The sequence below is a fragment of the Clostridium vitabionis genome, from assembly GCF_015351765.1.
GTDB lineage: Bacteria > Bacillota > Clostridia > Lachnospirales > Lachnospiraceae > Clostridium_R > Clostridium_R vitabionis.
Window position 1 is genome coordinate 381024 of the sequence record NZ_JADKQA010000001.1, and the last position, 24182, is coordinate 405205.

The 24182-nt window shown below is 58.6% G+C and carries 19 protein-coding genes and 1 other annotated feature (1 of these 20 only partly in view); of the genes, 18 read left to right on the forward strand and 1 reads right to left on the reverse strand.

Translation table 11 applies throughout. The annotated features are described in order from the left end of the window. The first annotated feature begins 9 nt into the window (after nt 1-9). From gltA to ISF27_RS01675, 4 genes are all read left to right on the forward strand, one after another. Entirely contained in the window at nt 10-1410 is a 1401-nt protein-coding gene (gltA, locus tag ISF27_RS01660) for an NADPH-dependent glutamate synthase (protein ID WP_207727362.1), read from the forward strand. A 158-nt stretch (nt 1411-1568) separates the two neighbouring features. Next, entirely contained in the window at nt 1569-2783 is a 1215-nt protein-coding gene (locus tag ISF27_RS01665; protein WP_194608512.1) for a class I SAM-dependent rRNA methyltransferase, read from the forward strand. 24 nt (nt 2784-2807) lie between these two features. Further along, nucleotides 2808-3467 carry a DUF4234 domain-containing protein gene (locus ISF27_RS01670; RefSeq protein ID WP_194608514.1) on the forward strand — a complete coding sequence of 220 codons (660 nt, stop codon included), beginning with the start codon at nt 2808-2810 and terminating at the stop codon, nt 3465-3467. An 11-nt stretch (nt 3468-3478) separates the two neighbouring features. Then, nucleotides 3479-3835, forward strand: coding sequence for a DUF2752 domain-containing protein (locus ISF27_RS01675; RefSeq protein WP_235985985.1), 357 nt, complete (start codon nt 3479-3481; stop codon nt 3833-3835). A 161-nt stretch (nt 3836-3996) separates the two neighbouring features. Here the strand turns inward: ISF27_RS01675 and ISF27_RS01680 are convergent, their stop codons facing one another. Beyond that, nucleotides 3997-4554 (reverse strand): 3D domain-containing protein, encoded by a 558-nt coding sequence (locus ISF27_RS01680; RefSeq protein ID WP_194608518.1) that lies wholly within the window; start codon nt 4552-4554, stop codon nt 3997-3999. Between the two features lie 254 nt (nt 4555-4808). Between ISF27_RS01680 and ISF27_RS01685 the strand changes: the two genes are divergently transcribed. From ISF27_RS01685 to ISF27_RS01750, 14 genes are all read left to right on the forward strand, one after another. Beyond that, on the forward strand, nt 4809-5996 hold the full coding sequence (locus ISF27_RS01685) for an HrcA family transcriptional regulator (RefSeq protein WP_194608520.1): 1188 nt from the start codon (nt 4809-4811) through the stop codon (nt 5994-5996). Nucleotides 5997-6039: 43 nt separating this feature from the next. Further along, nucleotides 6040-6720, forward strand: a complete 681-nt coding sequence (gene grpE / locus ISF27_RS01690; RefSeq protein WP_407926035.1) for a nucleotide exchange factor GrpE — start codon at nt 6040-6042, stop codon at nt 6718-6720. A 62-nt stretch (nt 6721-6782) separates the two neighbouring features. Further along, nucleotides 6783-8666 (forward strand): molecular chaperone DnaK, encoded by a 1884-nt coding sequence (dnaK, locus tag ISF27_RS01695; RefSeq protein ID WP_194608522.1) that lies wholly within the window; start codon nt 6783-6785, stop codon nt 8664-8666. A gap of 92 nt (nt 8667-8758) precedes the next feature. Next, nucleotides 8759-9916, forward strand: coding sequence for a molecular chaperone DnaJ (gene dnaJ, locus ISF27_RS01700; RefSeq protein ID WP_194608524.1), 1158 nt, complete (start codon nt 8759-8761; stop codon nt 9914-9916). Nucleotides 9917-10145: 229 nt separating this feature from the next. Beyond that, the gene (locus ISF27_RS01705) at nt 10146-11867 is read left to right on the forward strand and encodes a L,D-transpeptidase family protein (protein WP_194608526.1); all 1722 of its coding nucleotides are present in this window, start codon (nt 10146-10148) and stop codon (nt 11865-11867) included. Between the two features lie 297 nt (nt 11868-12164). Continuing rightward, entirely contained in the window at nt 12165-12431 is a 267-nt protein-coding gene (gene rpsO / locus ISF27_RS01710) for a 30S ribosomal protein S15 (protein WP_194608528.1), read from the forward strand. 181 nt (nt 12432-12612) lie between these two features. Continuing rightward, entirely contained in the window at nt 12613-14709 is a 2097-nt protein-coding gene (locus tag ISF27_RS01715; protein ID WP_194608530.1) for a polyribonucleotide nucleotidyltransferase, read from the forward strand. 542 nt (nt 14710-15251) lie between these two features. After that, nucleotides 15252-16616, forward strand: coding sequence for a magnesium transporter (mgtE, locus tag ISF27_RS01720; RefSeq protein WP_194608532.1), 1365 nt, complete (start codon nt 15252-15254; stop codon nt 16614-16616). 111 nt (nt 16617-16727) lie between these two features. Continuing rightward, complete coding sequence (gltX, locus tag ISF27_RS01725; RefSeq protein WP_194608534.1) at nt 16728-18179, forward strand: glutamate--tRNA ligase; 1452 nt, start codon at nt 16728-16730, stop codon at nt 18177-18179. Nucleotides 18180-18270: 91 nt separating this feature from the next. After that, the gene (locus ISF27_RS01730) at nt 18271-20118 is read left to right on the forward strand and encodes an ATP-dependent helicase (protein WP_194608536.1); all 1848 of its coding nucleotides are present in this window, start codon (nt 18271-18273) and stop codon (nt 20116-20118) included. After that, nucleotides 20115-20678: a cob(I)yrinic acid a,c-diamide adenosyltransferase gene (locus ISF27_RS01735; protein ID WP_194608538.1), complete on the forward strand. Its 564-nt coding sequence runs from the start codon at nt 20115-20117 to the stop codon at nt 20676-20678. The genes ISF27_RS01730 and ISF27_RS01735 overlap by 4 nt, the downstream gene beginning before the upstream one ends. 86 nt (nt 20679-20764) lie before the next feature. Then, nucleotides 20765-21097 (forward strand): DUF1292 domain-containing protein, encoded by a 333-nt coding sequence (locus ISF27_RS01740; protein ID WP_194608540.1) that lies wholly within the window; start codon nt 20765-20767, stop codon nt 21095-21097. 39 nt (nt 21098-21136) lie between these two features. Next, entirely contained in the window at nt 21137-22990 is a 1854-nt protein-coding gene (locus tag ISF27_RS01745; protein ID WP_194608541.1) for a DUF3298 domain-containing protein, read from the forward strand. Nucleotides 22991-23120: 130 nt separating this feature from the next. Continuing rightward, complete coding sequence (locus ISF27_RS01750; RefSeq protein ID WP_328701472.1) at nt 23121-23969, forward strand: glycerophosphodiester phosphodiesterase family protein; 849 nt, start codon at nt 23121-23123, stop codon at nt 23967-23969. A gap of 43 nt (nt 23970-24012) precedes the next feature. Next, nucleotides 24013-24182, forward strand: a binding site (T-box leader); it runs 79 nt beyond the window's last position.

Here is a 24182-nt window from a genome sequence, read left to right on the forward strand (position 1 = left end):
GATGCGAAAATGGAGAATAAAATCGATGTATTAAAGAAGGTTCCGGTCAGGGAGCAGGATCCGAAGGCCCGCTCCACGAATTTTGAGGAGGTCTGCCTCGGCTATAACGCGGAGGAGGCGCAGGCGGAAGCCACACGCTGCCTCAACTGCAAAAACGCGCAGTGTATCAAGGGCTGTCCGGTGAATATCAATATCCCGGCGTTTATCCAGGAGGTGAAGGCGGGCAATTACACTGAGGCGGCGAAGATTATCGCAAAGGATTCCTGTCTTCCGGCGATTTGCGGCCGTGTCTGCCCGCAGGAGACCCAGTGCGAAGGCAAATGCATCCGCGGCTTCAAGGGTGAGCCGGTATCCATCGGCAAGCTGGAGCGCTTTGTGGCGGATACCGCCCGGGCGCAGGGCGGCATTGCGGCGGAGAAAGCTCCGGCAAACGGGAAAAGGGTTGCGGTTATCGGGGCCGGTCCTTCCGGCCTTTCTTGCGCCGGCGACCTCGCGAAGCTCGGCTACGATGTGACGATCTTTGAGGCGCTGCACCAGCCCGGCGGCGTCCTGACCTATGGCATCCCGGAGTTTCGTCTGCCGAAATCCCGCGTTGTCCTCCCGGAGATCGAGGATGTGACGAAGCTCGGCGTGAAGATCGAGACCGATGTCGTGATCGGCAAGGCGATGACGATCGACGACCTGCTTGACCGGGAGGGCTTTGACGCGGTATTTATCGGAAGCGGCGCCGGCCTCCCGCGCTTTATGAATATTCCGGGGGAGAATGCGAACGGCGTCTTCTCCGCCAATGAGTATCTGACGAGAAATAACCTGATGCGGGCATGGCTGGACGAGTATGATACGCCGATCATGCGGCCGAAGAAGTGCGTGGTTGTCGGCGGCGGCAACGTGGCGATGGATGCGGCGAGAACGGCGCTCCGTCTCGGCGCCGAGACGCATATTGTGTACCGTCGCAGTGAGGCGGAGCTTCCGGCGAGAGCGGAGGAGGTTGAGCACGCGAAGCAGGAGGGGATCATTTTCCAGCTGCTGACCAATCCAGTGGAAATCCTGACCGATGACAAAGGCTGGGTGCGTGGGATCCGCGTGATCAAGATGGAGCTCGGCGAGCCCGATGAGTCCGGACGCCGCAGGCCGGTGGAGATTCCGGGGTCGGAGTACGAGATCGAGTGCGACGCGGTGATCATGGCGCTCGGCACCTCACCGAACCCGCTGATCGCGAAGACCAGCCACGGCATCGAGACCAACCGGAAGAGGTGTATCGTCGCGGACGAGGAAACCGGCGCGACCAGCCGGCCGGGCGTATTTGCCGGCGGCGACGCGGTGACCGGCGCGGCCACGGTAATCCTGGCGATGCAGGCAGGAAGAGCCGGCGCGAAGGGCATTCACGAATATCTGAGCGGCAAGGACTGAACGTCCGCGGCGCGTTGAGGGTCCGGAATCTGTCCGGGGTGTGGGGGCACCCCGGAGGTTCCGGGCTTTTTTCTGCGCCCTGGCGACAGGGCATTGAATGGCGCGGCTATTTTCTGCTATACTGGGAGCAATCACTATATCGGAAAGGGAGTTGCGGGATGGCGGGACTGGTTTCGGAAGGCTGTGTGGTGCTGAAAAAGGGCGAGGGAAGGACCGTAAAAGCGGGCGGCGCCTGGATATTTGACAATGAGATTGCACAAACCGAGGGGGATTTTTCTGACGGGGAGATCATCTCCGTCAGGGATTTCGACGGGTTTTTCATGGGCTATGGCTTTTACAACAGCCACTCCAAGATCCGTGTCCGGATGCTGTCGCGGTGGAGAAAGGAGCCGGTCGATGAGGCTTTTCTCTATGAGCGGGTGAAAAATGCCTGGGAATACCGGAAGAGGGTCATCGATACCTCCTCCTGCCGGGTGATTTTCGGCGAGGCAGACTGGCTGCCCGGGCTTGTCGTGGACAAGTATGAGGATGTCCTGGTCGTGCAGTCGCTGGCGCTCGGCATTGACCGGCTGAAAGGGCTGATCCTCGAGGATCTCCGGGACATCCTGAAAAAAGACGGGATTTCGGTCCGGGGCATCTATGAGCGATCGGACGCGCCTGTCCGCCGGAAGGAGGGGATGGCGCCGGTGAAGGGCTTTATCGGGGATCCCTTCGATGTCCGCGTGCCGATCACGGAGAACGGGGTCCGCTATATCGTCGATGTCGCCGAGGGGCAGAAGACTGGCTTTTTCCTCGATCAGAAGCTCAACCGGCGCGCAGTCCAGCCGCTCGCGCGGGGGCTCAAGGTGCTGGACTGCTTCACGCACATGGGGACATTTGCCCTGAATGCCGGGCTCGGCGGTGCGCGTGAGGTGACGGGGCTCGATATCTCCGAATTCGCGATCGAGGAGGCCCGGGAAAATGCGAGGCTGAACCATCTCGATGGCCGGGTGAAATTCCGTGTGGCGAATGTGCTGGACGAGCTGCCGAAGCTTGCCTCAGCCGGGGAGAGCTATGACATGGTGATTCTCGACCCGCCGGCGTTCACAAAGTCCCGGGAGGCGACGAAAAACGCGATCCGGGGCTATCGGGAGATTAACCGGGCGGGGCTGCGCCTTGTCCGTGACGGGGGCTTTCTTGTCACCTGCTCCTGCTCGCATTTTATGACCCAGGAGCTTTTCACGAAGACCATCGCGGAAGCGGCGGGCAGCGTCCACCGCCGGCTGCGCCAGATCGAGTTCCGCACCCAGGCGCCGGATCATCCGATTCTCTGGGGCGCGGACGACAGCTATTACCTGAAATTTTACATTTTCCAGTCATGTGTTGAGAAGTGATCCCGATAATCCAGGAGGAGAGACATGAAATATTGCCCGAATTGCGGTGCGGCGTGTGATGACGGGGAGAAGTTCTGCCACCAGTGCGGAACCCGTCTGGTGAGGCAGGACTTTGGTCCGGGGGCGGGAGGTTCCTCTGCGTCGTCCGGCGGCTCGTGGCAGGCCGGCTCTGGCGGCACGGGGCAGACCGAATCCGGTTATGGCGGTGCGCCGAACGGCGGCTCGTGGCAGACCGAATCCGGTTATGGCGGTGCGCCGAACGGCGGCTCGTGGCGCCCGGCGATCAGGCCGAGAAATATCGCGCTCTGTATCCTGTTCAGCATTCTGACCTGCGGGATTTACCGGTATTACTGGATCGCGAAGATGAATGACGACACGAAGGAGCTTGTCCGCCGCCCCGAGGAGACCTCCGGCGGCATGGTTGTCCTGTTCAGCATCCTGACCTGCGGGATCTATGAGCTGTACTGGCTCTACAAGATGGGCGAGCGGGTTGATGAGATGAAAAACCGTCCGAACGGGAACAGCGCCCTGCTCTTTCTGATCCTGCCGCTTGCGGGGGCTTTCGCGTCCGGCGTGCTCTACTGGGCAACGAATGAGAATTACAGCGGAACCGGCTTTGCCTGCATGATCTTTGTGGTTCTCGGGATCATCCAGGATACCATCAACAAGGCGGCTGCGCGGTGATGCCCGCTAGGATGAAAAAAACAGGAAAATCCCTGGCGTTGGCGTCTTCAGGGCTCCTGTACCTGCTCTGGCTTCGCCTCACGGGAATCGGCATTCCCTGCCTTTTCCGCCTCCTCACCGGGTGGAAATGCCCGGGCTGCGGGGTCACGCACATGGTTCTTGCCCTTTCCCGGCTGGATTTTCCGGCAGCCTGGGAGGCCAATCCCTTTCTGCTTTTGACGCTGCCGTTCCTGATCGCGGAGATTTTCCGCAGCTTTTCCCGGGAGATCTCCGGTTCCGGGGCGGGCGCCATGCCGCAATGGGAGCAGTGGCTGCTTTGGGGGTATATCGCCGCGCTGATCATCTTCGGGGTGGCGCGGAACGTCTGAATGGGGACGGATGATATAGTAAATTCGCCTGGCTCGCGCGAAACTTGCGTTTCACCCGCAGGGCTCGCGCCTGTTCAGTGATCTTCACAAAAAGAGGCTGTGGCATCTCACGAATGATCATGGGATTGCCGCAGCCTCTTTCGCTGAACTGTTCTGAAAATTTAATTTTTTCTTCCCGGCCCCTGCGCTTCATCACCGGTATTTCCGGATTTCTGGCCTGAATCTTCAATAATATAGATGTTTTTGTACTGCACACCGTACTCCTCACAGGCCTCCGCGGAATCCAGATAGAAATCCACGACATTTCCCGTGACGCCGGTGTCCTCGACCTTGTATACCTGGCCGTCGACGACGATCTCCGTCCCCTGTGGGAGGACGCTGAAGTCCGCGGCAACGGTATGGCTGACAGAGGCTTGCTTCCCTGAAGCGGTCATCGAAGAATTGCCATCCTCGAAGCAGTAGGCTGTGGTCTTGAAAATGCCGGCGAGCTTTGCCGTCCGGCCGTCTTTTGTCCGGATCATCTCCGGCGCGTCGGAGGGATCCACCGAAGCGCTCATGCGGAGGGATGGGCCGTTCTTGGAAATATCGTCTGCAGCCTCTGTCCCGCTGACGAGGGCAGGGCCTGTGGCCTGCGCCGCAAATGCCGTCACATGGGCGGACGCGGCGATGAGCGCTGCTGTCATGATGGTTGTTAAGTTTCTCCTGAGATGGTTTTGCATTCCTTACTCCTGGTATGTGTCCCGGGCTCAACTGCCTCCGGGACAGGTGCTCCGGCTTTCAGATTTGCCATTGCGTCTCAAAAGTTTCACATTATTCACATTGTATTACAAAGTTGTTAAAAGTCAAGAGCGGATTTTCCAGGAATTTTCCGCAAACCTGTTGACAAAAAAGTTTCGTAGGCATATATTATGAACTGTGGATGTTAGCACTCCGATTAACTGAGTGCTAACAGAGAGCGGAAAGGAGAGGAAGAATGGAACTGGATGAGAGAAAAATCAAGATCCTGAATACAATTATCCAGACCTATCTTGAGACGGGTGAGCCGGTCGGCTCGCGGACGATCTCCAGAGATTCCGACCTGAAGCTCAGCTCCGCGACGATCCGGAATGAGATGTCGGATCTTGAGCGGATGGGATACATCATTCAGCCGCACACATCTTCCGGGCGGATCCCCTCAGATAAGGGGTATCGTTTTTATGTAGACGAGATCGTCCGGGAGAAGGAGAAAGCCATCCGGGAAAAGGACGCGGCCATGGCCGGGGCGCAGGGCGCTGACAGCCAGACCGTGGAAAACGGAGATGCCGGGCAGCCGGGGACGAGCCTCGTGAAGACGGACGGCGAGGTAACGAACAGCATGGTCATCCAGAGAGTCGACAGGCTTGAGGATCTGCTGCGGCAGATGGCGAAGATCCTTGCGGCGAGCACCAACTACGCGACGATGGTGAGTACTCCCCACACGAACCGCACGAAGCTCAAGTTCGTCCAGCTCTCCCGGGTGGAGACAGGAAGGCTCCTCGTGGTCACGGTTCTTGAGGGGAATATTATCAAGAACAAGATTGTGAATGTCGGAGCGTTGCTGACGGATGAGGAGATCCTGAACCTGAACATTCTGCTCAATAATAACCTGACCGGGCTCACGATGGAGGAGATCAACCTGGATGTCATTTCCCGGATGAAATCCCAGGCAGGTGAGCGCAGGGAGGTTGTTGACATGGTCCTCAACGAGATCGCGGAGGCGATTCGGTCAAATGAGGAGGACCTGAAGATCTATACGGAGGGCGCGACGAATATTTTCCGATATCCGGAGCTGTCCGACACGGAGCAGGCGAGAGAGATTCTCAGCACCCTGGAGAAGAAGGATGACCTGAAGGAGCTCTTAAGTGAGTCCGAGAACGGGGATCATTCCGTGACACCGGGGGATCCGGAGCACGGGATCCAGGTGTATATCGGCAGTGAGAACCAGGTGGAATCCATGAAGGACTGCAGCGTGGTCACCGCCAATTATGACCTGGGAGACGGCCTCCGCGGAACGGTCGGCATTATCGGACCGAAACGGATGGACTATGAAAAGGTCGTCAATACGCTGAAGGATCTCCGGGAACAGCTCAGGAAGACCTATAAGAATGAGAACAGCAAAGGGGCGCCGCCGGGGAGAAACTAGAGTTCCGGCGGAATTGCCGTTAAGGCTAAAGAGGTGAATAAAATTGGAAATTGATGAGAACAAGCAGCAGATGAATACCCCGGAGGCCGCCGGGCAGGCGCCACAGCCTGAAGCTCCGGAAGACGGCAGAAAGAACCCGGAAGGCGGCAAGGCCGCGGCTGGGGAAGCCGGGAACCCGGAGGCCGGGGAGGCCGAAAAGCCGGAAACCGCGAAGGCTGAGGAAAAGAAGCCGGATGAAGATCAGGCCGGTGCGGAGAAGAGCGCGGAGCCGAAGAATCAGAAGAAGGATCCGCGGGATCAGAAGATCTCGGAGCTGACGGACAGCCTGCAGAGGCTCTATGCGGAATTTGATAATTTCCGCAAGCGCACCGAGAAGGAAAAATCCGCGATGTACGAGATCGGGGCGAAGGACATCATTGAAAAAATGCTCCCGATCCTCGATAATTTTGAGCGCGGGCTTGCTACCGTTCCGGAGGCGGAGAAGGAAAACAGCTTCGTCAAGGGAATGGATAAAGTATATAAGCAGTTTTTAAAGACGCTGGATGACATCGGCGTGAAACCGATCGAGGCAGCGGGCAAGGCGTTCGACCCGAACTTCCACAATGCGGTGATGCATGTGGATGATGAGAATTACGGGGAGAATATTGTGGTTGAGGAATTACAGAAAGGCTACACCTACCGGGACAGTGTCGTCAGACACAGCATGGTCAAGGTAGCCAATTAACGCGGGACCGGACATTTTCCGGCAGGCCGCTGAAAAAACAGGATTTCAGGAGGATAAGGATTATGAGTAAGATTATCGGTATCGATCTTGGTACAACGAACAGCTGCGTAGCAGTTATGGAAGGCGGTAAGCCGACCGTTATCGCGAACGCCGAAGGTGTGCGGACAACCCCGTCCATTGTCGCTTTCAAGAAGGACGGCGAGAGGCTTGTCGGTGAACCGGCGAAGAGACAGGCCGTGACCAACGCGGACAGGACCATCTCGTCCATCAAGAGACACATGGGCAGCGATTATAAGGTAGATATTGACGGTAAGAAATATACGCCGCAGGAGATTTCCGCGATGATTCTTCAGAAACTGAAGGCGGATGCGGAGAGCTATCTCGGTGAGAAGGTGACCGAGGCAGTCATCACGGTTCCGGCGTACTTCAATGATGCCCAGCGTCAGGCCACCAAGGACGCAGGCAAGATCGCCGGCCTTGAAGTTAAGAGAATTATCAACGAGCCGACGGCAGCAGCGCTGGCCTATGGGCTGGACAATGAGAAGGAGCAGAAGATCATGGTTTACGATCTCGGCGGCGGCACCTTCGATGTGTCTGTCATCGATATCGGCGACGGCGTGATCGAGGTTATGGCGACCAACGGCGATACACACCTGGGCGGCGATGATTTCGATAACCGCATCACCCAGTGGATGATCGATGAGTTCAAGAAGGCTGAGGGCGTTGACCTCTCCGGCGACAAGATGGCCATGCAGAGACTGAAGGAGGCGGCCGAGAAGGCGAAGAAGGAGCTGTCCGCCCAGACAACGACCAACATTAACCTTCCGTTTATCACCGCAACCCAGGACGGCCCGAAGCACCTTGACCTGGATCTGTCCAGGGCACAGTTCAATGAGATGACCAAGGATCTGGTCGACAGGACCGTCATCCCGGTACAGAACGCGCTGAGAGACGCCGGCCTCACGACTTCCGACCTCGGCAAGGTTCTTCTGGTCGGCGGTTCCACCCGTATGCCGGCTGTTGTCGATAAGGTGAGAGAGCTGACCGGCCAGGAGCCGAGCAAGAGCCTGAACCCGGATGAGTGCGTGGCGATCGGCGCGGCGATCCAGGGCGGCAAGCTTGCCGGCGATAAGGGTGCCGGGGATGTCCTTCTTCTGGATGTCACCCCGCTTTCCCTTTCCATCGAGACGCTGGGCGGCGTAGCGACCAAGCTGATTGAGAGAAATACGACGATCCCGACGAAAAAGAGCCAGATCTTCTCGACGGCAGAGGATAACCAGACCGCTGTAGATATCCACGTTGTCCAGGGCGAGCGCCAGTTCGCGAAGGATAATAAGACGCTGGGCAACTTCCGCCTGGATGGCATTCTTCCGGCGAGAAGAGGCGTCCCGAAGATCGAGGTAACCTTTGATATTGACGCGAACGGTATCGTTAATGTTTCCGCCAAGGATCTGGGCACCGGCAAGGAGCAGCACATCACGATCACTTCCGGCTCCAATATGTCCGACGCGGATATCGACAAGGCCGTGAAGGAAGCTGCCGAGTACGAGGCGCAGGATAAGAAGAGAAAGGAAGGCATCGACGCGAGAAACGAGGCTGACCAGCTGGTATTCCAGACCGAGGATGCCCTGAAACAGGTCGGTGACAAGATCGCCGAGGCTGACAAGGCCGGCGTTGAGGCTGACCTGAAAGCGTTGAAGGATGCCCTGGCAAAGGCTCCGGCGGATCAGATGACCGATCAGCATATTGACGAGATCAAGAGCGGCAAGGAGAAGCTGATGAACAGCGCCCAGTCCCTGTTCGCCAAGATGTATGAGAACGCCCAGGCGGCCGGCCAGGCGCAGGGCGCGGCACAGGGCCAGGACAACGGCACCGGCGCGGGAGCGTCCAGCGGAAATAACAATAACAACGACAATGTTGTTGATGGTGACTTCAAGGAAGTCTGATCCGGTAAGAATCCGGCATAATGGATTGATCAGGTTGGGGATTGGGCCTTTCGGGGCCCAACCCCTTGCTGTGTATGAGAGGGAGATAAGACATGGCAGAAAAAAGAGATTATTATGAGGTCTTAGGCGTCCCGAGAGATGCAGATGCAGCTGCCCTGAAGAAAGCTTACCGTGAACTGGCAAAAAAATATCATCCGGACGTCAATCCCAGTCCGGAAGCTGCGGAAAAGTTTAAGGAAGCCTCGGAGGCGTACAGCGTTCTGAGTGATCCCGAGAAGCGCAGGCAGTATGATCAGTTTGGCCAGGCAGCGTTCGAGGGCGGCATGGGCGCCGGCGGCGCGGGAGGCGGATTTGGTGACTTCGGCTTCGGCGGCGATATGGGCGATATCTTCGGTGACATCTTCGGCGATTTCTTCGGCGGCAGGGCCGGCGGCGCGTCGGCGCGTGATGCCGACCAGCCGCGGCGCGGTGCGGACGTCTCCGCCAATATCAGGATTACGTTCATGGAAGCGATCCGTGGCTGTGAGAAGGAGATCACGCTGAATCTCAAGGATACCTGCCCGAAATGCGGCGGCACCGGCGCGAAACCGGGAACATCTGCCCAGACCTGCCCGAAGTGCGGCGGCAAGGGGCGGATCCGCTATACGCAGCGGACGCCGATCGGCATGATTCAGAATGTCCAGACCTGCCCGGAATGCAACGGTACCGGCAAGGTCATCCGGGAAAAATGCCCGGACTGCTACGGCACAGGGTATATTTCCCGCAGGAAGACGCTCAAGGTGGCTATCCCCGCGGGCATTGACAACGGACAGGTGATCCGCGACCGCGGCCAGGGGGAACCCGGGGCGAACGGGGGACCAAGAGGCGATCTTCTTGTGCAGATCCTGGTGAGCCCGCATCCGACTTTCCGCCGCCAGGACAGGGATATCTACTCGACGGTGCCGGTGTCCTTCGCGACCGCGGCTCTCGGCGGGCCGATCCGCATCAACACGGTCGACGGCGAGGTGGAGTATGACGTGAAACCGGGAACCCAGACGGACACGAAGGTGCGGCTCAGGGGCAAGGGCGTGCCCAGCCTCCGGAGCGGCGGCGCCCGCGGCGACCACTATGTCACGCTGGTGGTCAAGGTACCGACGAGCATGAATGAGAGGCAGAAGGAAGCCCTGCGTGCCTTTGACGAGGCGATGAACGGGATAGAGGCGAAGGCCGCGTCCGGTGGCAGGAAAAAGCCCTTCCCATGGGAGAAATAACAGGGAAAAATTTCAGACAGTCGTCAGGCATTTTCCAGGCATAGTTTGTGCGGAGGAGTTCTCCGCGGAACTATGCCTTATTTTGTGTGCAAAACCTTACTTTTTTTGTAAGAGAAGCTCAATTGACTATTCCCGGGATTAAAGATAGAATCAACAATGTTTACAGGAAGAACTCTTTAACCGGCTGCCGTAGCCGGTTGTTTTCAAAAAGTTAGGAGAATCGGGGATCATGGCAGAGCAGATCAGAAGAAGCGCGTCAGGAAGACGGGATATGGCCGGCTTTAAGGAATTTCCATCTCATGGAAGGAGCCGCGCCAGAGGCGCGAAGGGCGGCCTCCGGGGAGGTAGTGGAAGGAAGATTGCGATTGGCGCCGGCGTTGTGCTGATCGCCGTGGCGCTCTGCGGTGGTGTGGCCTTCGCCTCCACCGCGCAGAAATACAAGAATGTCTTTCTTCCCGGAACGATCATCAACGGGATGGATGCCTCCGGCAAGACGGTGGAGGAAATCAAGCAGGCGATCGCCGCGAATGCGGACGGGTATTCGCTCAAAATTCTGGAGAAGGATGGGGAGAGCGAGACGATACCCGGGAGCGACATCAGCCTGAAGACGACATTTGACGGAAGCCTCGAGAAGATGATGGAGGAACAAAATCCCTACGACTGGTTAAAGCGGAAGAACAATCCGCAGTCCTTCACCATCGGCACGATGATTGAATTTGACCAGGGTAAGCTGTCCGGGGAGATCGACGGCCTGAGGCTCACGGACAGGGATCTTGTGACAAAGCCGGCGAACGCCTATATCTCTGAGTACCAGTCCGGTAAGGGCTATGAGATTATTCCGGAAAATGAGGGAAATGAGGTTGATGAGGATAAGCTCCTGGCAGCAGTGAACACGGCGGTGGAGAACCTCCAGGGAGAGCTGGATCTCGAGAAAGAGGGCATTTACAAGAAGCCGTCCGTGACGAAGGATGACCCGGCGTTGAAAACCCAGCTTGCCGCGCTCAACAAGGCGGTGGGGATCACCATCACCACCAATTACACCAGCCAGGAAGTGCTTGACGGCGACACCATTCACAAGTGGATCAATGTGGACGACAGCGGGAATCTGACAGTTTACGCCGACCAGCTGAATGCCTATGTGAAGAGCATGGCGGACAAGTACAACACGGTCGGGAAGTCCAAGAAGTTCAAGACTTCCTACGGCACCACCATTTCCGTCGGCGGCGGTTCCTTCGGCTGGAAGCTTGACCAGTCGAAGGAGGCGGCGGATCTCCAGGCGGCGATCATCAAGGGCGAGTCCGTCACCCGCGACGCGGAGTGGGCGCAGAAGGCCGACGGCGCGGCGAACGACGGGATCGGCAATACCTATGTCGAAGTCAACCTGACCGGCCAGCACCTGTATTATTATAAGAACGGATCGCTGGTGCTGGAATCGGATTTTGTCTCCGGCAATGTCAGCAAGGGGAACGGCACGCCGGACGGCGTTTACCGAGTGGCCTACAAGCAGCGGAATGCGACCCTGAAGGGGGAGAATTACTCGACACCGGTTTCCTTCTGGATGCCGTTTAACAATGGTATCGGCTTCCATGATGCGACCTGGCGTTCGCAGTTCGGCGGGACAATCTACAAGACCAGCGGCTCGCATGGCTGCATCAATATGCCCTACGAGAAGGCAAAAGCGCTCTTCGGCAGCATTGATGCTGGCTGCCCGGTGATCTGCTACGGGGCGCCGGGAACGGAGACCACGAAAAAGTCCAACGCGGACGGCACGGCGGCGACGACGAAGGCGGCTACGAAGGCACCGGAGACAAAAGCGCCGGAGACCACCAAGGCGCCGGAGACGAAAGCGCCGGAGACCACCAAGGCGCCGGAGACGGCAGCCCCCGTGGCGGGTCCCGCGGATGACACTGGAAACGCGGCCAACGGCCCGGCGGCTGAGGGGACGAATTGACAGGAAAATCAGAGGGGACTGCTTGAACCCCATGCGGGAGGGATCGTCGGCAAACCGGCCGCTCGCGGACGAATTGCCGGCGATCCCTCCCGCATGGGATAAACAGTAACCGCATGTGGTGACAGTTACAATTTCCTGTAGCCGGGGCTTTACATCACTCCGGGATAATGGTATAATTTGACCGGTTTTGAGCCAGCAGGCCAAACCAGAAATCACGCCGCTGCGCGGCCGCAGCCTCTCCGGACACGGCCTCGTTTTCGGTAAGTGCAATATCTTATTTTTAAGGAGGAAAACCCAATGATCACAAAGGAAATGAAGCAGCAGATCATCGCAGAGTACGGCAGAAAGGCTGGCGATACCGGTTCACCGGAGGTTCAGATCGCCCTGCTTACCGAGCGCATCAAGGAGCTCACTGCTCATCTGCAGGCAAACAAGAAGGATCACCACTCCAGACGCGGGCTTCTGAAGATGGTTGGTAAGCGTAGAGGCCTTCTTGACTACCTGAAGAAGAGCGACCTTGAGAGCTATCGTTCTCTGATCGAGAAGCTTGACCTGAGAAAGTAATACGAGATTTTCGCGGGACAGAGATGAAAGGTCTCTGTCCCATTTCGTATATGCTTTCCGAGACCTCTCTGCAGGATCGGTTCCGGGACCGCTGCTGTAGCCGCAAGGGCGTTCTCGCGGCCAGAGCAGTAGTTTCCGGATCTCCCTGCAGGCAGCGCACAATGAAGAAAAGGAGATCATTATGTACAAGAGTTTTTCCATGGAACTCGGCGGCAGAACGCTGACCGTTGACGTGGGCCGTGTTGCCGCCCAGGCAAATGGTGCGGCCCTGATGCACTATGGGGACACGACGGTTCTCTCCACGGCCACCGCTTCCGATAAGCCCCGTGACGGCGTTGATTTCTTCCCCCTCTCTGTGGAGTATGAGGAGAAGATGTACGCGGTCGGGAAGTTCCCCGGCGGTTTCAAGAAGCGTGAGGGCAAGGCGAGCGACAATGCAATCCTGATTGACCGCGTCATTGACCGTCCGATGCGCCCGCTGTTCCCGAAGGATTTCCGCAATGATGTCCTTCTGGATAATCTCGTCCTGTCGGTGGATCCGGACTGCAGCCCGGAGTACACCGCCATGCTCGGCAGCGCCATCGCGACCTGCATCTCCGATATCCCGTTCGACGGTCCCTGCGCCACAACACAGATCGGGATGATCGACGGCAAGCTGATTATCAATCCGACCAATGACCAGAAGCATGTCTCCGACATGGCGCTGACGGTTGCCTCCACGCGCAACAAGGTCATCATGATCGAGGCCGGTGCCAATGAGGTTCCGGAGGACATCATGATCGAGGCCATCTACAAGGCCCATGAGGTCAACCAGGAGATCATCAAGTTCATCGACCGCATCGTCGAGGAGTGCGGAAAGCCGAAGATGACTTACCAGAGCTTTGCCGTTCCTGCAGACCTTCAGGCGAAGGTGGAGGAACTTGTCACCTCCGAGGAGATGGAAAATGCGGTCTTCACGGACGATAAGCAGACCCGCGAGGCGAACATTGCCGCCATCACCGACCGCGTCGCGGCGGAGCTCGGGGACAACGAGGAGTGGCTCGCGAGACTTGGCGAGGCCATCTACGCTTACGAGAAGAAGACGGTCCGCAAGATGATCCTCCGTGACCACAAGCGTCCGGATGGCAGGGCGATGGACCAGATCCGCCCGCTTGCCGCTGAGGTTGACCTGCTCCCGCGTGTCCACGGATCCGCAATGTTCACCAGAGGCCAGACCCAGATCCTGGATGTGGTCACCCTGGCCCCGCTCTCTGAGGTTCAGAAGATCGAGGGACTGGATGAGAGCATCACCTACAAGAGATATCTCCATCAGTATAATTTCCCGTCCTACTCCGTAGGAGAGACCAAGCCGTCCAGAGGCCCGGGCCGCCGCGAGATCGGCCATGGCGCCCTGGCGGAGAGGGCACTGGTTCCGGTACTCCCGAGCGAGGAAGAGTTCCCCTATGCGATCCGTGCCGTGTCTGAGACCATGGAATCCAACGGCTCCACCTCCCAGGCTTCGATCTGCGCGTCCTGCATGGCCCTTATGGCGGCCGGCGTACCGATCAAGAGCATGGTGGCAGGAATTTCCTGCGGCCTGGTTACCGGGGACTCCGATGACGATTACATTGTCCTGACCGACATCCAGGGGCTTGAGGATTTCTTCGGCGATATGGACTTCAAGGTGGGCGGCACCCATAAGGGAATCACCTCCATCCAGATGGACATCAAGATTCATGGCCTTACCCGCCCGATTGTCGAGGAGGCAATCCGCCGCACCCGCGAGGCCAGGCTGTATATTATGGACCAGGTGATGGCTCCGGTGATTTCCGAGCCGAGAAAGCAGCTTTCCCCGTATGCCCCGAAGATCGAGATGATGCAGATTGACCCGCAGAAGATCGGCGATGTGGTCGGCAAGCAGGGCAAGGTGATCAACAAGATCATTGAGGAAACCGGCACCAAGATCGACATCGATGACGACGGCCGCGTTTCCATCTGCGGCACTGACCCGGAAGGTATCCGTAAGGCGAAGGACATCATTCACGCGATCGTCTCCGATATCGAGCCGGGACAGGTCTTCACCGGCAAGGTTGTCCGCATCATGAATTTCGGTGCCTTCGTCGAGCTCTGCCCGGGGAAGGATGGCATGGTGCATATCTCCAAACTGGCGGATAAGAGGGTTGGCAAGGTTGAGGATGTCGTGAACATCGGCGACGAGGTGACGGTCAAGGTCATCGAGATCGACAAGATGGGCAGGGTGAACCTCTCCATGAGACCGAGCGACCTGGGAAAGAACTGAGAACTGGCGCGCGCCGGCGCGTAAGGCATATCGTTTGATAAGGCGGAGAAGTTTGCGGACAGAGGAGTTCCCGGGCTTCCCCGCCTTTTTTGCGCGCTTCGTCCACATGCATACCCGCGCCGGGAGCGCACGGAAATTCCGCAGGAGCGCCGGTACCTGTGTCCAGCCGGCGCGGGCGCAAGACTTGCGGTTGAAAAATTTTCTTTGCAAATTTATAATGAGACTGTTGTTATTGTTCATCCCATGACGGGTCCAGCCCGGGATGATGGACGAAAATTTTATCCCTCAGAGAAAGGAGTGTACACAGTGAAAGGTCGAAGTACGAAGTCGGATTCAGACGGCAGCCATCCTGAACCGCGGGCAGTGCGCGCGCGATTCAGCATTTTTGCTGCGTACACTGCCGTCTTAGCAGAGCGCATGGGAGGCCTGCCCCGACTGCACAGAGAGATTCCAGGCGCATGAGAGGTTAACCTGGCCTCAGACTGGCTGCCTTTTCTGTATCCAAGCTCGTCGATGACATCGCGGTTGGAGAGGAGAAGAGCATGGAAAATGAGGAAATGGAGAAAAAAACGGAGCACCTGATGCAGCTTGTCCGGGATCGCCAGTACCGGCAGCTGAAGAAGGAGCTCGCGGAGATGAATGAGGTGGATATCGCCTCATTCCTGGAGGAACTGGAGCCGGAGAAGATGGTCGTCGTCTTCCGGATGCTGCCGAAGGAACTGGCGTCGGACGTATTTGCCCAGCTGGAGATCGACAAGCAGCAGCAGATCATCACCAGCATCACCGACAATGAGCTCGCGGACATCGTGAACGACCTCTTCGTTGATGACGCCGTGGACATGCTGGAGGAACTGCCCGCGACGATCGTCAAGCGTGTGCTCAGGAATTCCGACCCCGATCAGCGCAAGCTGATCAACCAGTTCCTGAATTATCCGGAGGACAGCGCCGGGAGCGTCATGACGGCCGAGTATGTGGCCCTGAAGAAGGACATGACGGTCCGGGAGGCATTTGAGTACATCCGGAAGAACGGATTTGACAAGGAAACCATTTACACCTGCTATGTGACTGACGCCACGAGAAAGCTGGAAGGCGTGGTCACGGTGAAGGATCTCCTGATGGCGCCTTACAGCCAGAAGGTCGGGGAGATCATGGACACCAACGTCATCAAGGCGGCGACCACGGAGGACCAGGAAAATGTGGCTCTCATGTTCAGCGACTATAACCTCCTGTCGATGCCGGTCGTGGACACGGAGGACAGGCTTGTGGGCATCATCACCGTCGATGACGTGATGGATGTCATGGAGGAGGAGGTCACCGAGGATATCGAGAAGATGGCGGCCATCCTGCCGAGCGAGAAGCCGTATCTGAAGACGAGCGTCTTCGTTCTCGCGAGAAACCGGATCCCCTGGCTCCTGATCCTCATGTTTTCCAGCATTGTGACGGGCAACATCCTGGCCAGCTACGAGTCAGCATTCCAGGCGATCCCGCTTCTGGTAACGTTTGTGCCGATGCTGATGGACACCGGGGGAAATTCGGGAAGCCAGGCAAGCACCATGATCATCCGCGGCATGGCGATCGGCGAGATCGAGGTTTCGGATATCCTCAAGGTTATCTGGAAGGAAGTCCGCGTCGGCATCCTCTGCGGGGCGACGCTCGCCGCGGCGAATTTTGTCCGCCTGATGGTCCAGTATCCGGGACATACGATGATTTGCCTGACTGTCGTGCTCAGCGTGTTTTTCACGGTCATCATTGCGAAGAGCATCGGCTGCACCCTGCCGATCCTGGCGAAGGCCATCCATCTGGATCCGGCCCTGATCGCCTCCCCGATGCTGACGACCGTGGTGGACGCGACCAGCCTGACGATCTATTTTGCCTTCGCAAGCCATATCCTGAGCCTGGCCGCCTGAGGGTGCCCGGGCTCCCCTATCGGAGTGCGGGGATTCGGGGTTTCCGCCGACAGAGAATTATGTTACTGAACGGTAACAACATGAGTATCGAATAGAGGAGACAGTGTGATCATGACAAAAATCAGAACCAGATACGCGCCGAGCCCGACAGGAAGAATGCATGTGGGCAACCTCCGGACAGCTTTGTACGCCTACCTCATCGCGAAGCATGAGGGCGGCGATTTTATCCTCCGGATCGAGGATACGGATCAGGAGCGCTATGTGGAAGGCGCGACCGAGATCATCTACGACACCCTGAAAAGTGCCGGTTTAAAGCACGATGAGGGACCGGATATCGGCGGGCCGGTAGGCCCCTATGTCCAGAGTGAGCGCGTAAAGCAGGGCATCTACCTGAAGTACGCGAAGGAGCTTGTGGCGAAGGGCGAGGCCTACTACTGCTTCTGCACCCAGGAGCGCCTGAACAGCCTGAAGAAGACGGTGAACGGCGAGGAGATCATGGTCTATGACAAGCACTGCCTGCACCTCTCCAAGGAGGAGGTTGAGGCAAACCTTGCCGCCGGAAAGCCGTACGTGATCCGCCAGAACAACCCGACCGAGGGGACGACGACGTTCCATGACGAGCTTTACGGGGATATCAGCGTCAATAATTCCGAGCTGGATGACATGGTGCTGATCAAGTCGGACGGCTATCCGACCTACAATTTTGCCAATGTGGTCGACGACCATCTGATGGGCATCACCCATGTGGTGCGCGGTGCCGAGTATCTCTCCTCCTCGCCCAAGTACAACCGCCTCTACGAGGCGTTCGGATGGGAGGTGCCGAAGTATATCCACTGCCCGACGATCACGAATGAGGAGCACAAAAAGCTGTCCAAGCGGTCCGGCCATTCCTCCTACGAAGATCTGATCGATGCCGGCTACCTGCCGGAGGCGGTGGTCAATTTTGTCGCCCTGCTCGGCTGGTCTCCGGAGGACAACCGGGAGATCTTCTCCCTGGACGAGCTGGTGAAGGCATTCGACTATCACAATATCAGCAAGTCCCCGGCGGTCTTCGACATGGTGAAGCTCCGCTGGATGAACGGCGAGTACCTGAAAGCGATGGATGATGAGAAGTTCTTCCAGCTGGCGGAGCCGTACATCCGCGAGGCGGTCCACAGGGAAATGGACCTGCGCAAGATTGCGCGGATGGTGAAGACGAGAATCGAGATTTTCCCGGATATTCCGGATCTTGTCCGCTTCTTTGACACGCTCCCGGAATACAGCACGGATCTCTATATCCACAAGAAAATGAAGACCAACAAGGAGAATTCCCTTGCGCTTCTTCGGGAGGTTCTCCCGGTTCTTGAGGGACAGGAGGACTTTACGAACGACGCCCTCTTTGCCGCGCTGAAGAGTTTCGCCGCGGAGAAGGGATATAAGACCGGCTTTGTGATGTGGCCGATCCGCACGGCGCTCTCCGGCCTCCCGACGACACCGGGCGGCGCGACCGAGCTTCTGGACGCGCTCGGCAAGGAGGAGTCCCTCGCGAGGATCCGGAAGGGGATCGAGAAGCTGGAAGCATAAAGTCCGGGGCGCAGCGCCCCGGCGGGAGTAAGAGAGCGAGACGGCCGGCACCGGTTTCTGGTGCCGGCTGCCTCCGTAAAGAGACGGATTTATGGCATTCAGTGAAGCACAGAGGAAGGCAATTCAGCATGACCGGGGGCCGATGATGGTTCTCGCAGGCCCAGGCTCCGGAAAAACCACGGTGATCACCTATCGGATCTGGTATCTGACCGAAGAACTGGGCGTCAACCCGGGAGACATCCTGGTGATCACCTTTACCCGGGCGGCGGCCATGGAAATGCGCGAGCGGTATGAGAAGCTTTCTGGGAAGTCCTCACGGGTCACCTTCGGGACATTTCACGCGGTCTTCTTCCAGATTCTCAAGCTGGCTTACCGCATGACGGGCGCAAATATCGTCCGGGAGGACAGGAAACGGCAGATCCTCAAGGAGCTGGCCGACCGGTGCAGCCTGGAGCCGGAGGACGAGGGCGACTTCCTGAACCAGCTGGAGGCGGAGATCAGCACCGTAAAGACAGGGCGGATCCCCCTGGATCATTACTACTCGGCCTCCTGCCCGGATGAGGCGTTCCGGCAGATTTACCGTGGATACGACGGGGAGATGCGCCGCACCGGCCTGATCGATTTCGACGACATGATGGTCATGTGCTATGAGCTCTTCACGGAGAGGAAAGACATCCTCTCTGCCTGGCAGAAGCGCTACCGCTATATCCTGATCGATGAGTTCCAGGATATCGACCAGCTGCAGTATGATATCGTCCGCATGCTGGCCCTCCCGGAAAATAACCTGTTCATCGTGGGCGACGACGACCAGTCGATCTACCGCTTCCGGGGCGCAAGGCCGGAGATCATGCTGGGCTTTGAGAAGGATTATCCCGGCGCGGGGCGGGTACTACTCGACATCAATTACCGGAGCACGGCGGAGATTGTCGGGGCGGCGCAGCTGGTGATCCGCCATAACCAGAAGCGTTTTCCGAAAACCATCCGTTCCCTGGACGTCCACGGGAAAAATGTGCTCACCAGGGTATTTCCCAATCCCCGCGCGGAGAACCGGGCGGTTGTCGAGGAGATCCGGGCGCTCCTGGAAGCGGGGGAGAAGCCCGCGGAGATCGCGGTGCTCTATCGGACGAACCTCGGGCCGCGGATGCTGATGGAGACGATGATGGGCTACAACCTGCCCTTCCGGACGAGGGACCAGGTGCCGAATCTCTATGACCACTGGATCGCCCGGGACATCTTCGCCTACTTGAGGCTTGCCGCGGGCGGGCGCCGCCGGGAGGACTTCTTCCGGATCATGAACCGGCCGAAGCGCTATATGAGCCGGGCGGCATTTCCCGGGGAGAAGGTGTCCTTCTTCGAGCTGCGGCAGTTCTATGCGGACCGCAGCTATATGGAGCAGATCCTCAGCGATTTCGAGTACGATCTGAAGGCCCTGTCCCGGATGTCCCCTCTCGCGGCGGTGAATTACATCCGCCAGGGGATCGGCTATGACCGCTTTCTCGAGGAATATGCGGCGTCGCACCGGATGCAGGCGTCAGAGCTTTTTGAGATCGCGGATGAAATCCGCGAGAGCGCCGCGTCTTACCGCACGGTTCCCGAGTGGGAGGAGCATATCCGCGAGTACCGGGAGGAGCTGCTCCGGCAGGCTTCCCGGGGGAAAACGCCGCAGGACGCGGTGACGCTCGCCACGATGCACAGCGCCAAGGGACTGGAATTTTCCACCGTCTACATCATCGATGCGGTGGAGGGCGTCACACCGCATGGGAAGGCGGTGCTTGCCGACGATATCGAGGAGGAACGGCGGCTCTTCTATGTGGCGATGACGCGCGCGAAGCGGAATCTCCGGATTTGTTCGGTGAGAACCCGGTTCGGAAAGCCGGCGGAGGTCTCCCGCTTTGTGCTGGAGTATCTGCCGCCGACAGATAGGAGGAAAACGAAATGATCCATATCTACTGCGGGGACGGTAAGGGAAAGACTACCGCGGCTGCCGGCCTTGCTGCCCGCTTCGCCGGTGCCGGGGGAACCGTGGTGGCCGCCCGCTTCCTCAAGACGGAGGATTCCGGGGAGGCCGCCGCCCTGCGCAGCATCCCGGGGATCACGGTCATTCCCTGCCGGAAGTCCTTCGGCTTTACCTGGACGATGACGCCGGAGGAGAAGGTTGAGGCAGCGGAATACGCCCGCGGCCTCTTCAGGGAGGCTGAACGGCTGGCTTTGGAGGCGGCGGTGGGGGCGCAGGCGGCACATTCTCCGGAAGAAAAGCTGCCTTCCCCGCCGGTCCTCCTCGTGCTCGATGAGCTCGCGGCGGCGATGGGGGCGGGATTCCTCGGCACTTCGGAGGTGCTCGGCGTCCTGGACCGCCTGGAGGACCTCGCGGAAATTGTGATTACCGGTCGGAATCCCGCGAGAGAGCTGCTTGACCGGGCGGACTATATCACGGAGATGAGGAAGATTCGCCACCCCTATGAGCGGGGGATCCCTGCCCGGCGGGGGATCGAGTACTGAACGGGACGATCTTGCCATTTTCCTGTGTTCCTGATAGAGTGGGGTCTGAACAGAAATAAGAATTCGGCGTGCAGGAGGAGGCTCTTATGGCGAAGGAAAAGAGAGAGGATGAGATTTTCACGGAGGATCAGGATACGGTGACACTGTCGCTGGACGACGGGCAGGAGATCGAATGCCTGGTTCTCGGCATTTTTGAGGCCTGCGGGCGGGAGTATGTCGCCCTGCTTCCCTCGGAGGAACAGGAGAGCGAGGAGGGCACGGTGTTCCTGTACCGCTATCTCGAGGATGAGAACGGGGAGGCGGGCGTTGGCAATATCGAGAGTGACGCCGAGTATAAAGCCGCCTCCAACCGCTTCAACGAGCTGATCAACAGCTACGGCTATGAGGATGTGGTGGATGAGGATGAGCTGGATTCCTGACAGGATTTGCCCCGGGGCGGAAAATGGAGTTGTGATCGGATGAGGAGACGGTGGTGCATATTCGCGATGGCCCTCACAGCGCTCAGCCTTGCTTCCTGTGCCCGTCCGGCACCTTCCCGGGCCATAGAATCCGCGGCTTCGCCGGGAGATACGGAAAATGCGGAGAGTACGGAACAAGCGGAAAATGCGGAGGCTTTGGAGCTCGCGGAGGCGACGGACCAGGCAGAGACCAACGGGGCCGGTGTTATCCGGAGCGGCGGCAGGCTGTATTTCCGCTACAGGGACTCTTTTTATGAGCTGACGGTGGCGACCGGTGAGATCCGGACCATCGTTTCGCTCGAGGGCGGCGAGCGGAGCAGCGCGTTCTGGATCTACCGCGGCGGGTTTTATTTTGACATGGAATACCAGGATGAGGCCGGCGACGGGCTGACCGGCCTCTATCGCCTGTCCCTCACGGACGGAAGCACCGTGCACATGGCGGATATCAATTTTGTCCCCACATCGCTCTATGTTTCCGGCGGGCGCCTTTATGCCAGGGATTCGGAGAATAGCAGGGCGTACGCCCTCGACGGGGACGGATTCACCCGCGCCGAGCTGTCTCCGGAAGACACGGTCCTCCGCGATGTCCCGGCAGACTGCGTGCTCTTCCCCGAAGAGAGCCCGGCCTACGCGGCGGAGCACCTGGGGTATCTCCCGCTTCAGGACGGGAAGGCTCTCGCCCTCGTCATCGCCAATAAGGATGGCACTTCCCCGAGGCGCATTGCGGAGGGAAATCCCCTGGCAGCCCACTACTTCGGAAGAGAGCGGGTTTACCTGGCCGAGAAGGCCGGGGGAACCGTAACCGTCCGCGCAGTTGACCCGGGGACTGCCGCGGAGACGGTGCTGTTCACCTCCGATACTGTTCCGGAATTTCTCGCGGAGGACGGCGGGTGGCTGTATTATTCCGTTCAGGATGACGGCGCGGATCCGATGTCCGCGGCCACCTATTTCCGGATTCCGGTCTCCGGCGGGGAAGCGCAGACAGTCGGCCGCGTAGAACCCGGCCCGGGGATGGGCAGTTACCAGGAGGATCTGCGGATCTTCGCGGTGGATGGGGATACCTTTTATTATCCGATTTACAGCGGATTTTCCGTGTGTATGTCCATGGTGCAGGGCGCGAGCGGCGAGCTGGATACCCTGACACCGGTGCTGGAGACCTCGCAGCTCGCGGGTCTCGGGGAGACCTCCCAGGTATCCGGAAGTACCGGGACCGGCGCGGGAAACGGCGGGCCGGGGATTTCCTGGTACACGGAGACCATGACATTTTCCGGGGATGCCGGGGCGCAGGTCATGTCGCAGACCATGGAAAATGCCCGGGCGGCGGCTCAGGCTTACGCGGAGCAGCTTGCCGCCGGACAGAGGGATGCCTCAGCAGACGGTGCTGACGGGGCACACCAGCTGGACGGGCTTGCCGGGGTGACGGCGCTCGACTGGCGGATTGACGGAAAGGACGGGGTTACCTGGCTGACCGACAATTATTGCTGCATCCGGGCGGAGGGACGCCTCCGGATCGGCGGCGCGTACCGCTCTTATGCGCGGAGTTACTTTGTCTTTGACCGGAAGACCGGGCGGCGTCTGATGCTGCCGGATGTCCTCGCCAGCAGCGAGAGCGAGATCCGGGAACTTGTGGCGGACGCCTTTGCCCGGCTGGACGAGAGCAGCGGCTTCGCCTATGCGGCGCCGGAAGACCTGCGGGAGCTTGTGCGGGATAAAATCCGCTTTTTCTCCCCGTTCTATCTGACGCCCGAGGGCATTGTGTTCTATTTTTCGCCGGGCGAGATCGCGCCGGAGGCGGAGGGCTATCCGGAGGTGACGATTCCCTGGCGTTCCCTCAAGATCCGGCTTTCCCGGTAGGCTGGGGAAAATTGCAGCAGCTGCCTTTACAGCGGAAAGTTGTGAAATTATACTGATTGCAGGGAGGCCGGATATACCGGCAGAAAATGAATAAAACTGTTGGGAAATGTACAAAAGGGAGGTTACAGCCGTGAGACTGATCGCTTTGGTTTTTGCCTGCGCTGCCGCGCTGATCATTGCAGCGATGCTCTACCTCATGGCACCGTCAAGGCGGAGGAAGAGCCGGATGGGGGTTTTTGAGCAGTACTTTATCGCCCACCGCGGTTTTCATCAAAATGGGACAGAGAGGCCGGAGAATTCGATGCCGGCGTTCTCAGCGGCGGTGAGCCGCGGCTATGGGATCGAGCTGGATGTCCAGCTGACCGCGGACGGGGTTCCCGTCGTCTTCCATGATTTCACCCTGCACCGCGCGGCTGGGGATGCACGGAGGATTTCGGAACTGACCTTTGCGGAACTCGAGGAGATCCCCCTGTTCGGCTCGAGCCAGCGGATCCCCAGGTTTTCTGAGGTGCTCCGCATGGTGGACGGCCGCGTGCCGATGATCATCGAGCTGAAGGCCATGTGGAAGCACAGGGAGCTCTGCGAGAAGGCGGCGCGGATTCTTGACCGCTACCGCGGCAGCTATTGCATCGAATCGTTCAGTCCCCTTGCGCTCTACTGGTTCCGGAGGCATCGCCCGGAGGTGATGCGCGGGCAGCTTGCGACAAGCCTTTTCCGCGAGGGTAAGCGGCGCTGGTGGTTCTTCGCCTGGACGCTGACCTGGTGCCTCTCGAACCGCCTCTGCAGGCCGGATTTTGTCGCGTACAATTTTGAGTTCCGCAATATTCTGCCGGTGCGCCTGATGCGCCGGATGTACCGGTGCGAGATGGCCGCCTGGACGATCAGGAGCCAGGCGGATCTCGAGAAGAGCAGGAGCCATTTCGATGTCTTTATCTTTGACAGCTTCGATCCCAAGGCGCGCTCCGAGCAGGTCGGCTGAAAAAATGGTTGACATTTTCCGTTTTGTGCTCTAAGATTAGCCACATAAACCGTTGAGAAAGAGGAGTACTTCCCAAGGCGAAATCACAGAGAGTTCCGGATGGTGGAACCGGAATACGGAACCTGGGAGGGAATGGGCTTTCGAGGGTGTTCCGGAACGTACAGCAGAGTACAGTATGGAACGACGGAGACCGCAACCGTTATCTGGCGGCAT